General features: G+C 37.8%; 13 protein-coding genes. 11 read left to right on the forward strand and 2 right to left on the reverse strand.

Going from position 1 to position 13266, the window contains the following annotated elements; translation table 11 throughout:
- Positions 1-20: 20 nt before the first annotated feature.
- On the reverse strand, positions 21-155 hold the full coding sequence (locus U860_RS0103335; RefSeq protein WP_000997609.1) for a YqzM family protein: 135 nt from the start codon (positions 153-155) through the stop codon (positions 21-23).
- A gap of 350 nt (positions 156-505) precedes the next feature.
- Here U860_RS0103335 and holA point away from each other — a divergent pair, with 350 nt between their 5' ends.
- Positions 506-1516: a DNA polymerase III subunit delta gene (gene holA / locus U860_RS0103340; RefSeq protein ID WP_025147399.1), complete on the forward strand. Its 1011-nt coding sequence runs from the start codon at positions 506-508 to the stop codon at positions 1514-1516.
- An 81-nt stretch (positions 1517-1597) separates the two neighbouring features.
- On the opposite strand, the gene rpsT is transcribed toward holA, so the two are convergent.
- Positions 1598-1855 carry a 30S ribosomal protein S20 gene (rpsT, locus tag U860_RS0103345; RefSeq protein ID WP_001274011.1) on the reverse strand — a complete coding sequence of 86 codons (258 nt, stop codon included), beginning with the start codon at positions 1853-1855 and terminating at the stop codon, positions 1598-1600.
- Positions 1856-2035: 180 nt separating this feature from the next.
- Here rpsT and gpr point away from each other — a divergent pair, with 180 nt between their 5' ends.
- From gpr to prmA, 10 genes are all read left to right on the forward strand, one after another.
- On the forward strand, positions 2036-3139 hold the full coding sequence (gene gpr, locus U860_RS0103350) for a GPR endopeptidase (protein ID WP_025147400.1): 1104 nt from the start codon (positions 2036-2038) through the stop codon (positions 3137-3139).
- Positions 3136-3501 (forward strand): YqxA family protein, encoded by a 366-nt coding sequence (locus U860_RS0103355; protein ID WP_025147401.1) that lies wholly within the window; start codon positions 3136-3138, stop codon positions 3499-3501. Before gpr ends, U860_RS0103355 begins: the two co-directional genes overlap by 4 nt.
- 210 nt (positions 3502-3711) lie before the next feature.
- Entirely contained in the window at positions 3712-5535 is a 1824-nt protein-coding gene (gene lepA, locus U860_RS0103360) for an elongation factor 4 (RefSeq protein ID WP_025147402.1), read from the forward strand.
- A gap of 189 nt (positions 5536-5724) precedes the next feature.
- Positions 5725-6099 carry a helix-turn-helix domain-containing protein gene (locus U860_RS0103365; RefSeq protein ID WP_025147403.1) on the forward strand — a complete coding sequence of 125 codons (375 nt, stop codon included), beginning with the start codon at positions 5725-5727 and terminating at the stop codon, positions 6097-6099.
- 51 nt (positions 6100-6150) lie between these two features.
- The gene (gene hemW / locus U860_RS0103370; protein WP_025147404.1) at positions 6151-7290 is read left to right on the forward strand and encodes a radical SAM family heme chaperone HemW; all 1140 of its coding nucleotides are present in this window, start codon (positions 6151-6153) and stop codon (positions 7288-7290) included.
- 129 nt (positions 7291-7419) lie between these two features.
- Positions 7420-8436, forward strand: coding sequence for a heat-inducible transcriptional repressor HrcA (gene hrcA, locus U860_RS0103375; RefSeq protein ID WP_025147405.1), 1017 nt, complete (start codon positions 7420-7422; stop codon positions 8434-8436).
- 114 nt (positions 8437-8550) lie between these two features.
- Positions 8551-9117, forward strand: coding sequence for a nucleotide exchange factor GrpE (gene grpE / locus U860_RS0103380; RefSeq protein ID WP_025147406.1), 567 nt, complete (start codon positions 8551-8553; stop codon positions 9115-9117).
- Between the two features lie 26 nt (positions 9118-9143).
- Positions 9144-10979 (forward strand): chaperone protein DnaK, encoded by a 1836-nt coding sequence (dnaK, locus tag U860_RS0103385; RefSeq protein WP_002173509.1) that lies wholly within the window; start codon positions 9144-9146, stop codon positions 10977-10979.
- A 216-nt stretch (positions 10980-11195) separates the two neighbouring features.
- Positions 11196-12296, forward strand: a complete 1101-nt coding sequence (dnaJ, locus tag U860_RS0103390; protein WP_025147407.1) for a chaperone protein DnaJ — start codon at positions 11196-11198, stop codon at positions 12294-12296.
- A gap of 28 nt (positions 12297-12324) precedes the next feature.
- The gene (gene prmA / locus U860_RS0103395) at positions 12325-13263 is read left to right on the forward strand and encodes a 50S ribosomal protein L11 methyltransferase (RefSeq protein WP_025147408.1); all 939 of its coding nucleotides are present in this window, start codon (positions 12325-12327) and stop codon (positions 13261-13263) included.
- Positions 13264-13266 lie beyond the last annotated feature (3 nt).

A 13266-nucleotide genomic window follows, 5' to 3' on the forward strand; every position in this document is an offset into this window, starting at 1 on the left:
CTGCCATTAAGCAGCAGCCTTTAAGAACCGATGAATTTAATAACAGTTGCAATAATGAAAAGTGTTGCGAAAAAACCAAATGAGACGATAAATCCTACCCCTGAATCAATAGCGTCATTGCGTTTACTTTGAACGTTTTGTTCAAAATCATTCATTTAGAATCCCTCCCCAACATTCCATTTTAGTATAAAATATTGTCAGAAAAAAATCTACAATTTCCATATGAAGAAAAATAGAGCATTTGTATACTATTTCTAGTTAGCTAAGAAGTGTGAGTTTTTCATTTCCAAGCATGTTAACAGTTGGCACTTATACTAGAATTATTATTGTAAATAATAAAGGGAAGGTGATTACCGCACACCAATAAGAAACCCGGGGCTTATTGTGTGGCGTTTTATATAAATAAAGGGACGGGTTATAAAGCCTGTTCCTTTGTACTTGTAAAACAAAAGCTAGGGCATTAGTATAAATATATATATTGCCAAGTTAGGGAGTAGGAAAAAGTATGAGTGATATACATAAGAAAATAAAAAAGAAACAGTTTGCTTCGTTGTATGTACTGTATGGAACGGAAGCCTATTTTATAAATGAAACGATAAAACTTATTACAATGGAAGCGCTTGAAGAGGAAGATCGAGAGTTTAATGTTGTGACATACGATTTGGAAGAGGCATATTTAGAAGATGTAGTTGAGGATGCACGTACGCTTCCCTTTTTTGGGGATCGTAAAGTTATATTAATAAAATCACCGTTATTTTTAACGTCACAAAAAGAGAAATTAGAGCAAAATATAAAAATTTTGGAAGAATATATTGGGGAGCCATCTCCTTTTTCTATTCTTGTTTTTGTTGCGCCGTATGAAAAATTAGACGAACGAAAAAAAATTACAAAACTATTAAAGAAAACAGCGGATGTAGTAGAAGCGAATGCTATGCAAGTGCAGGATGTACAGAAGTGGATTGTGTCTCGTGCAGATGAGGTGCATGTGCATATTGATAATGCAGCTGTTAGTTTGTTGTTAGAGCTTGTAGGAAGTAATGTAACGATGTTGGCGAAGGAAATGGACAAGTTAACGTTATACGTCGGTATGGGAGGAGAGGTTACACCGAAACTTGTTGCAGAGCTTGTGCCGAAATCTGTTGAGCAAAATGTGTTTGCTTTGACGGAGAAAGTGGTAAAAAAAGATATCGCGGGTGCGATGCAAATTTTGGATGGATTATTTACTCAGCAGGAAGAACCAATTAAGCTGCTCGCGTTATTAGTAAGTCAATTCCGCTTGCTACATCAAGTGAAAGAGTTGCAACAGCGTGGTTATGGACAAAATCAAATTGCGTCTCATATTGGTGTACATCCGTATCGTGTAAAGTTGGCGATGAATCAAACGAAGTTTTTCTCTTTTGAAGAATTAAAAAAAGTTATTATAGAATTGGCGGAAGCTGATTACAGTATGAAGACGGGAAAGATGGATAAGAAGCTTGTGCTCGAGTTTTTCTTAATGCGTTTAAATCATATGTAATGATACAAAAAGTTCATGTACTTAGTACATGAACTTTTTGTATGTAAAAAAACGACCCAAATGGATCGTTTTTTAAACGCCTTACGCGTTTACTTGTTTCGCTAAGCGAGATTTTTGACGAGCTGCAGCGTTTTGGTGGATAAGACCTTTACGAGCTGCTTTGTCAAGTTTTTTAGAAGCAGTTTTGAAAGCTTCTTTAGCATTTTCAAGATCGTTATTAGTAACTAAAGCTTCTACAGTTTTAACAGCAGAACGCATGTCAGACTTGATAGAAGCGTTATGTGCACGACGCTCTTCGCTAAGTTTAGCGCGTTTGATAGCAGATTTGATGTTTGCCATACTTTTCACCTCCCTGGTGCAATCGAATGACTCGATTCTTACATAGAACAAGTGATATTCTATCAAACGGTGAAGAGAATTGCAATAGTATATCAATGAAATTTCACGTAAAGGAAAGAATGGCCTTATATAACTTTGGGAAATCTAACGATATTTACTATGAATTACGGAGGAGATACGATGAAAGAACCATTAGATTTAAGTAAATATAATGTTAGAACTGACCTTGCTGTAGAGGCGCACGAAATGCTGCAAGAACGCCAAGAAGAACAAAAAGGGATACAAGGAGTAATTGTAAAAGAGAGGGAAGAAGAGGGTGTTACAATTACGAAAGTAACTATTGATGAAATTGCATCTGAATCGATGGGGAAAAAACCTGGGAATTATTTAACTCTTGAGGTGCAAGGTATACGGCAGCAAGATACGGAACTTCAGCAAAAGGTAGAGCGTATTTTTGCAAAAGAATTTTCTTATTTCTTAGAAGATGTTGGAGTTACAAAAGAAGCGAGTTGTTTAATCGTCGGCCTTGGGAATTGGAATGTAACACCGGATGCACTCGGACCGATAGTTGTAGAAAATGTATTGGTGACAAGACATTTGTTTAAATTGCAGCCTGAAAGTGTGGAAGAAGGTTTCAGGCCTGTTAGTGCAATTCGTCCGGGAGTAATGGGGATTACAGGAATTGAAACGAGCGACGTCATTTATGGAATTATTGAGAAAATAAAACCAGATTTTGTCATCGCAATTGATGCATTAGCTGCACGTTCTATTGAACGAGTAAATAGCACGATACAAATTTCCGATACAGGAATTCATCCTGGATCTGGTGTTGGAAATAAGCGTAAGGAACTAAGTAAAGAAACATTAGGTATTCCTGTTATCGCAATTGGTGTTCCGACAGTGGTCGATGCGGTCTCGATTACAAGCGATACAATTGATTTTATTTTGAAACATTTTGGACGGGAACTGAAAGAAGGAAACAAACCGTCACGCTCTTTATTGCCAGCAGGTTTTACATTTGGAGAAAAGAAAAAATTAACAGAAGAAGATATGCCGGATGAGAAGAGTAGGAATATGTTTTTAGGAGCTGTTGGTACGTTAGAAGACGAAGAAAAGAGAAAGTTGATTTATGAAGTGTTATCACCTCTTGGTCATAATTTAATGGTGACTCCAAAAGAAGTAGATGCGTTTATTGAAGATATGGCAAATGTAATAGCAAGTGGTTTAAATGCAGCGTTACATCATCAAATTGATCAAGATAATACAGGGGCATATACACATTGATGGAAAGAGATGACAATAGTTTGAGTCGATTTGCGCTCTTGTGTATATGTGGTACAGTCGTATGTTTACTTATGATGATAGCTGGAGTAGGACTTGCTAATCAAGGTTTAAAAAGTATGAAGGGGTATCGTCAGTTGTCATATGAACAAATTGCTCATATGACAGGAACAGAAGGTGCCGGGGCTGAATCGGAGATTTTGGGAAATGTATTTTCAGCCGCTGAAAAACAAAAACAGCTGGAAAACTTAAGGAGTTTTAATGTCGTAGAAGGTATTGGTATGGCAATAGCAAGTGTTACTCGCGATATAACTAAGTTTGGAACGGATATAGTTGTTGGGAAAATAAAAGAAATTTTTAATTAAGGGTAGTGGGAAGGACGGCTGTCTTATTGGTTTGTAGGACAGCCGTTCTTTAATTTGAAAAAGGTTTGTCTCTTATGGTTTGTTCGCATAAGATATAGATAGAATGATTTGTATTATAAGCAGCACGAGTTTTCATTGAATCTTTGCTACGCTATTGATATAATCAGTGCTAGTGTATATTGGCGAGACTATTAGGAGTTGAGAACATAGATGAATAAAGAAGAAAGAGCAAAAAGACAGTCCAAAATTCGTAATTTCTCTATCATTGCTCATATTGACCATGGGAAATCAACATTGGCTGACCGTATTTTAGAAAAAACAAATGCATTGACACAGCGTGAAATGAAAGCCCAATTGCTTGACTCTATGGATTTAGAGCGTGAGCGTGGTATTACAATTAAGTTAAACGCAGTACAATTAACGTATAAAGCAAAAGACGGTGAAGAGTATATTCTTCATTTAATCGATACACCAGGACACGTCGACTTTACGTACGAAGTATCTCGTAGTTTAGCGGCTTGTGAAGGCGCAATTCTTGTAGTAGATGCAGCGCAAGGAATCGAGGCGCAAACGTTAGCGAACGTATATTTAGCGCTTGATAATAATTTGGAGATTTTACCGGTTATTAATAAAATCGACTTACCAAGTGCGGATCCAGAACGCGTACGTCAAGAGGTAGAAGATGTAATTGGTTTAGATGCATCAGAAGCTGTACTTGCTTCAGCGAAAGCTGGCATTGGTATTGAAGAGATTTTAGAACAAATCGTTGAAAAAGTACCAGCTCCAACAGGTGATTCAGAAGAGCCGTTACAATGTATGATTTTCGACTCTTTATATGATCCGTACCGCGGTGTAATTGCGTATATCCGTGTTGTAAATGGAACTGTAAAAGTTGGCGATAAAGTACGCATGATGGCAACTGGAAAAGAGTTTGAAGTAACGGAAGTAGGTGTGTTTACACCGAAAACAACGCAACGTGACGAGTTAACAGTAGGTGATGTAGGTTTCTTAGCAGCATCTATTAAAAACGTAGGCGATACACGCGTTGGTGATACAATTACACATGCGAAACGTCCGGCTGCAGAGGCGTTAGCAGGGTATCGTAAGTTAAACCCAATGGTATTCTGTGGTTTATATCCAATCGATTCTGCACGTTATAATGATTTGCGTGATGCGTTAGAAAAACTAGAATTGAATGATTCTGCTCTTGAATTTGAGCCTGAAACATCTCAAGCTTTAGGTTTTGGTTTCCGTTGTGGTTTCTTAGGACTGCTTCACATGGAAATTATTCAAGAACGTATTGAACGTGAATTCAAGATTGACTTAATTACAACAGCGCCAAGCGTTATTTATAAAGTTTATTTAACAAACGGTGAAGATGTTATTGTTGATAATCCATCAAATATGCCAGATCCACAGTCTATCGATCGTGTAGAAGAGCCATTTGTTAAGGCTTCAATTATGGTTCCGAATGACTATGTTGGAGCTGTAATGGAAATTTGCCAAGGTAAACGTGGAACGTTTATTGATATGCAATATTTAGATGAAACGCGTGTTACATTGACATATGAAATCCCGTTATCAGAAATCGTATATGATTTCTTCGATCAATTGAAATCAAATACGAAAGGATATGCATCATTTGACTACGAGTTAATTGGTTATAAACCATCTAAACTTGTGAAAATGGATATTCTTTTAAATAATGAACAAGTGGATGCTTTATCATTTATTGTGCACCGTGATTCAGCGTATGACCGTGGTAAAGTAATTGTAGAGAAATTAAAAGAATTAATTCCAAGACAACAGTTCGAAGTGCCGATTCAGGCAACTATCGGAAACAAAGTTGTAGCCCGTTCTACAATTAAGGCGATGCGTAAAAACGTACTTGCAAAATGTTACGGTGGTGACATTTCTCGTAAGCGTAAACTTCTTGATAAGCAAAAAGAAGGTAAAAAACGTATGAAGTCTGTTGGTTCTGTAGAAGTACCACAAGAAGCATTCATGGCTGTATTGAAAATGGATGATAACTAATAAAGTGAAACTATAATCAGTGGTTTTTCAATCCTTATTGATTATTAGTCCGCACTAATTGGATTAAAAGTAGAAGCCGTTCGTTCGGCTTCTTTTTTATTGCTAAGTACTTTTTAGACATCTGAGCCTCTCTCATTTACAATGATGAGAGAGCTTTTTAGTGATTGATCTAGAGTTAGGAGACTATTAATGTCCGAAAATATTCGAAAAGATATTCAAGATAAAATACAAAATGGTAATTTTAATTGTGAAAAGGAATTGACGCTTTCTATTATTAGTGGGAAGTGGAAAGTTGTGATATTGTGGCACCTCGGTGTAGAAGGGCCCCATCGTTTTAGTGAATTGCAACGACTATTCCCGAGCATTTCTCATAAAGTGTTGTCGAATCAACTAAAAGAGTTAATGGAGGATGGGATTGTTGAACGAACGGTATATCCAGAAATTCCTCCGCGTGTTGAGTATTATATGACGGAACTAGGCATGTCGCTTTTACCAATCGTTGAAATGATGTATGATTGGGGAAAAATGCGAATGGAACAAATTCGTAATACGTTAGAGAAGTAAAAGAGCCTCCCGAGTGCGGAGGTTTTCTTTGTAGAAAGGTAGGAGTTATATTTGGTACAAGCTGCATATATTCATATTCCATTTTGTCAGCATATTTGTCACTATTGTGATTTTAATAAAGTATTTATTGAACGCCAACCGGTTGATCAATACTTGCAATATTTAGAGAAAGAAATAATAAATACGGTTCAAAAAGTACCGTTTGAAAGTATGAAAACGATTTTTGTTGGCGGAGGAACGCCGACAGCCTTAAATATGGAGCAAACAAAAAAACTACTCGACATCATAAACCGTCGTTTGCGTCCATTTGCTCCGAATTGTGAATTGACGTTTGAAGCGAACCCAGGTGATTTACCGAAAGAGAAGTTGAACTTATTACTAGAAGGTGGAGTAAACCGAATTAGTTTTGGTGTGCAAACGTTTCGTGATGAGCTACTTGAGAAGATTGGGCGCAAACATACGAGGGAAGATGCATTTGTAGCAATTCGAGAAGCGCAGGAAGTTGGCTTTACAAATATTAATGTAGATATAATTTATGCTTTGCCAGGACAGACGATAGAAGATGTAAAAGAAACATTAGACATTGCCTTCACGCTTGGTGTACAACATTTCTCAGCATATTCATTAATTGTGGAACCGAAGACTGTATTTTATAACTTAATGAATAAAGGGAAGTTGAGACTTCCGGGTGAAGACCATGAAGCGAAAATGTATGAAATGGTAATGGATGAAATGGAGAAACATGGTTATAGCCAGTATGAAATTAGCAACTTCTCAAAAGGTGATAATGAAAGTAGACATAATCTCACATACTGGAATAATGAAGAGTATTATGGTTTTGGAGCTGGAGCGCACAGTTATGTGAATGGAGAACGAATTCAAAATGTAGGGCCGCTCAAGCAATATTTCACTAAAATTGATGAAACAGGATTTCCATATTTAGATGTTCACATAGTGACGGAGAAAGAAAAAATGGAAGAAGAGTTGTTTTTAGGGCTCCGAAAAACAAAAGGTGTTTCTAAGGTAGAATTCCAAAAGAAATTTAATGTGGAAATGGATCACGTTTTTGCGAAGCAGTTACAAAGCAACCAAGAACAGGGGTTACTTGAAAACAGAGATGGGCATGTTTGTTTAACGAGGAAAGGGAAACTATTAGGGAATGAAGTATTCCAGTCATTTTTGATTGATTAATTGTTCCATAAGCGTGAAAAAGTTTCGTGATTTCGTGACGTTTCCGTTGACAATTGAATGTCAATTTTGGTAAGTTATTAATAGATTTAGCACTCGAAGACAAAGAGTGCTAACAGAGGTGATGATGAGATGCTTACGGAACGTCAGCTCTTAATTTTACAAACAATTATTGATGACTTTATTGGATCAGCGCAACCTGTTGGGTCGAGGACGTTGGCTAAGAAAGATGAAATTACGTTTAGTTCAGCTACTATTCGCAATGAAATGGCTGATCTAGAGGAACTAGGATTTATTGAAAAAACGCATAGTTCTTCTGGACGTGTTCCTTCTGAAAAAGGGTATCGTTTTTATGTAGACCATCTTTTAGCACCACAAAACTTACCTAACGATGAAATTGTACAAATTAAAGATTTATTTGCTGAAAGAATTTTTGAAGCGGAAAAGATTGCACAACAATCTGCTCAGATTTTGTCAGAGCTTACGAATTATACGGCTATTGTTCTTGGCCCAAAATTAAGCACAAATAAACTTAAAAATGTACAAATTGTACCGCTTGATCGTCAAACAGCAGTCGCCATTATTGTAACGGATACAGGGCATGTACAAAGTAAAACGATTACCGTTCCGGAATCTGTTGATTTATCAGATTTAGAAAAAATGGTTAATATTTTAAATGAAAAGCTATCGGGTGTACCTATGTCGGAACTTCATAATAAAATCTTTAAAGAGATTGTTACAGTCTTGCGTGGGTATGTTCATAATTACGATAGTGCAATAAAAATGTTAGATGGTACATTTCAAGTTCCTTTATCGGAAAAGATATACTTTGGAGGAAAAGCAAATATGCTTTCGCAGCCAGAGTTCCATGACATTCAAAAAGTAAGGTCCTTGCTGGCGATGATTGATAACGAAGCTGAGTTTTATGATATTTTGCGTCATAAACAAGTAGGTATTCAAGTGAAAATTGGCAGGGAAAATTCTTCGATAGCTATGGAAGATTGTAGTTTAATTTCTGCAACGTATTCGATTGGAGAAGAGCAACTAGGAACAATTGCGATTTTGGGTCCGACGAGAATGCAATACTCTCGTGTAATTAGTTTGCTACAGTTATTTACAAGACAATTTACAGACGGACTTAAAAAGTAAATGAGAGTAATACATTCGCTCAAGTGATGAAATTTTCATTGCTGTGTGTAATATATAATGCTTAGGTAATCATGCTATACATGATACCTAATACCTTTTAAGGAGGTGAAAATTGTGGAAGAGCGTAACGAACAAGTGGTAGAAGAAGTGAAAGAAGCGCAAGTTGAAGAAGCTGTCACGACAGACAACAGTGAAGAAGCTGTAGAAGAAAAAAGTGAAGCTGCTCTTTTACAAGAAAAAGTAGATGAGTTACAAGCGAAACTAACGGAAACGGAAGGTCGCACACTACGTCTACAAGCTGATTTTGAAAATCATAAGCGCCGCGTCCAAATGGATAAACAGGCTGCTGAAAAATATAGAGCACAAAGTCTTGTGTCAGATATTCTGCCAGCTCTTGATAATTTTGAAAGAGCAATGCAAGTGGAAGCAACTGATGAGCAAACGAAATCCTTGTTACAAGGTATGGAAATGGTGCATCGTCAATTGCTAGAAGCGTTGACTAAAGAAGGTGTGGAAGTGATTGAAGCTGTTGGTAAACAGTTTGATCCTAATGAACACCAAGCTATTATGCAAGTGGAAGACAGTGAATTTGAATCAAACGCGGTAGTTGAGGAATTCCAAAAAGGTTATAAATTAAAAGACCGTGTGATTCGCCCATCAATGGTAAAAGTAAATCAATAATTTACATAAAAGTAGGAGGATTCGCCATGAGTAAAATTATCGGTATTGACTTAGGTACAACAAACTCTTGTGTAGCTGTTATGGAAGGTGGAGAACCAAAGGTTATCCCAAATCCAGAAGGAAACCGTACAACACCTTCTGTTGTAGCTTTCAAAAATGAAGAGCGTCAAGTTGGGGAAGTTGCAAAGCGTCAAGCAATTACAAACCCAAATACAATCATGTCTGTTAAACGTCATATGGGTACAGACTACAAAGTAGAAGTTGAAGGTAAAGATTATACACCTCAAGAAATTTCTGCAATCATTTTACAAAACTTAAAAGCTTCTGCTGAAGCGTACTTAGGTGAAACAGTGACGAAAGCTGTTATTACAGTACCAGCATACTTCAACGATGCAGAACGTCAAGCGACAAAAGACGCTGGTCGTATTGCTGGTTTAGAAGTAGAACGTATTATTAACGAACCAACAGCAGCAGCGCTTGCTTATGGCTTAGAGAAGCAAGACGAAGAACAAAAAATTCTAGTATATGACTTAGGTGGCGGTACTTTTGACGTATCTATCCTTGAGTTAGCTGATGGAACATTTGAAGTTATTTCAACTGCTGGTGACAACCGTCTTGGTGGAGATGACTTTGACCAAGTTATCATCGATCATTTAGTAGCTGAATTCAAGAAAGAAAACAACATTGACTTAAGTCAAGATAAAATGGCGCTTCAACGTCTGAAAGATGCAGCTGAAAAAGCGAAAAAAGATCTTTCTGGTGTAACGCAAACACAAATTTCATTACCATTCATTAGTGCTGGAGCTGCTGGTCCATTACACTTAGAATTAACGTTAACAAGAGCGAAATTCGAAGAGCTTTCAGCAGGTCTTGTTGAAAGAACATTAGAGCCAACTCGTCGTGCATTAAAAGACGCTGGTTTTGCTCCAAGCGAATTAGATAAAGTTATCCTTGTTGGTGGATCTACTCGTATTCCAGCTGTACAAGAAGCAATTAAACGTGAAACTGGTAAAGAACCATATAAAGGTGTAAACCCAGATGAAGTTGTAGCATTAGGTGCTGCAGTTCAAGGTGGCGTACTTACTGGTGATGTAGAAGGCGTTCTATTATTAGACGTAACTCCACTTTCTTTAGGTATTGAAACTATGGGCGGTGTATTTACAAAACTAATCGAGCGTAACACTACAATTCCAACAAGTAAATCACAAGTATTCTCAACAGCTGCTGATAACCAACCAGCGGTAGACATTCACGTGCTACAAGGTGAGCGTCCAATGTCAGCTGATAACAAAACACTAGGTCGTTTCCAATTAACAGACCTTCCGCCAGCACCACGTGGTATTCCACAAATCGAAGTAACATTCGATATCGATGCGAACGGTATTGTTAACGTACGTGCGAAAGACTTAGGAACAAGTAAAGAGCAAGCTATTACAATCCAATCTTCTTCAGGTCTTTCTGATGACGAAGTAAATCGTATGGTACAAGAAGCTGAAGCAAATGCTGACGCTGACCAAAAACGTAAGGAAGAAGTTGAACTTCGCAACGAAGCTGACCAACTTGTATTCCAAACAGATAAAGTTGTAAAAGATTTAGAAGGTAAAGTAGATGCAGCTGAAGTAGCGAAAGCAACAGAAGCGAAAGAAGCATTACAAGCGGCAATCGAGAAAAACGAACTTGATGAAATCCGTGCGAAAAAAGATGCTCTTCAAGAAATCGTACAACAATTAACTGTTAAATTATATGAGCAAGCTCAAGCGGCTGCAGGGCAAGCAGAAGGTGCGCAAGGAGCACAAGACGCTGGCGCGAAAAAAGACAATGTAGTTGACGCTGAGTTTGAAGAAGTAAAAGAAGACAAGTAATATAAATAAGTAAGATGACAAAAAGTCAAAGTCAAGCGTGCCTTGGCTTTGGCTTTTTTCACGAATAAGAAAAAAGTGGTTATTTGTGTTAAGACATTCTTGAGAAGGTCTTAAGTTTTGAGCTTTGCATATTGTAAGTGAGGAAACTTTGTTGCAAAGCACTTTCTTTCGGTGTTAAAATTACGTTTATGTGAAAGATTCGGGGGTTACAAATTTATGAATAAACGAGACTATTATGAGGTCCTTGGTCTTAGCAAGGGCGCTTCTAAAGATGAAATTAAAAAAGCGTATCGTCGTTTGGCTAAAAAGTACCATCCAGACGTAAGTAAAGAAGAAAATGCAATTGAAAAATTTAAAGAAGTACAAGAAGCATATGAAGTATTAAGTGATGATCAAAAACGCGCGCAGTATGATCAGTTCGGTCATGCTGGACCAAATCAAGGCTTCGGTGGCGGAGACTTTGGTGGAGGTTTCGGATTTGAGGATATCTTTAGTTCGTTCTTTGGTGGCGGCGGCAGACGTCGTGATCCAAATGCTCCGCGTCAAGGTGCTGATTTACAATATCAAGTTACTTTAGAGTTTGAAGAAGCAATTTTTGGTAAAGAATTAAACGTTGAGATTCCAGTAGAAGATCCATGTGATACTTGCCACGGTAGTGGAGCGAAACCGGGAACTTCAAAAGAAACATGTAAACATTGTTCAGGAACAGGTCAAATAAGTGTAGAACAAAATACACCATTTGGCCGTATTGTAAACCGTCAAGCGTGTAACCATTGCTCAGGAACAGGTCAAATGATTAAAGAGAAATGTACGACATGCCATGGTTCTGGTAAAGTACGTAAACGCAAAAAAATTAATGTGAAAATTCCAGCTGGTATTGATAATGGTCAACAAATTCGCGTGTCTGGTAAAGGCGAAGCGGGTGTGAATGGTGGGCCGGCAGGTGACTTATATGTTGTTGTTCATGTGAGAAATCATGAATTCTTCGAACGTGATGGCGATCATATTATTTGTGAAATGCCATTGACATTCGCACAAGTAGCGCTTGGTGCTGAAGTAGAAGTACCTACAGTTCACGGGAAAGTGAAGTTGAAAATTCCAGCAGGAACACAAACAGGAACGGAATTCCGTCTAAAAGGAAAAGGAGCTCCGAATGTACGTGGATATGGTCAAGGAGATCAATACGTAGTGGTTCGTGTCGTTGTACCGACGAAATTAACTTCGCATCAAAAAGAATTATTGCGTGAATTCGCAGGTCAGGAAAATCAAGATGATAGCTTATTCGGAAAGCTTAAACGTGCTTTCAAAGGGGAATAATGGAAATAAAAAATGGAGTTGGTAAATTGTGAAATGGTCAGAAATTAGTATTCATACAACAGAAGAAGCAGTAGAAGCTGTCTCTCATATTTTGCACGAAGCAGGCGCTAGCGGGGTTGCAATTGAGGATCCGGCGGAGTTAACGAAAGAGCGTGAGCAACAATACGGTGAGATTTATGCACTTAACCCAGATGAATACCCAAGTGAGGGTGTTTTGGTGAAAGCATATTTCCCACAAACGGATTCTTTACACGAAATGGTTGCAAGTGTAAAATCATCTATTGATGCGCTACCATCTTTCGACATCGAAATTGGTACAGGAAACATTACAATTAATGAAGTCGATGAGGAAGATTGGGCTACTGCTTGGAAGAAATATTATCATCCAGTTCAAATTTCTGATACATTCACAATTGTGCCGACGTGGGAAGAATATACACCGTCTTCTCCAGATGAAAAAATTATTGAATTAGATCCAGGTATGGCGTTTGGTACAGGGACACATCCAACAACAACGATGTGTATTCGTGCTTTAGAAAAAACAGTTCAGCCAGGTGATACTGTGATTGATGTGGGGACAGGTTCGGGGGTACTTAGTATTGCAGCAGCAAAATTAGGTGCGGCTTCTGTTCAAGCGTATGATTTAGACCCAGTTGCAGTTGAAAGTGCAGAGATGAATGTGCGCTTAAATAAAACAGATGACATTGTCAATGTTGGACAGAATAGTCTATTAGAAGGTATTGAAGGTCCGGTTGATTTAATCGTAGCAAATTTATTAGCGGAAATTATTCTTCTATTCCCTGAAGATGCAGCGAGAGTTGTGAAGCCAGGTGGATTATTTATTACATCTGGTATTATTGCGGCGAAAGAAAAAGTAATTTCTGAAGCGTTAGAAAAAGCTGGATTTACAATTGAAGACGTGCTTCGAATGGAAGATTGGGTAGCAATTATTGCACGAAATGCGTAATAT

The sequence above is a fragment of the Bacillus sp. H1a genome, from assembly GCF_000633475.1.
Lineage (GTDB): Bacteria > Bacillota > Bacilli > Bacillales > Bacillaceae_G > Bacillus_A > Bacillus_A paramycoides.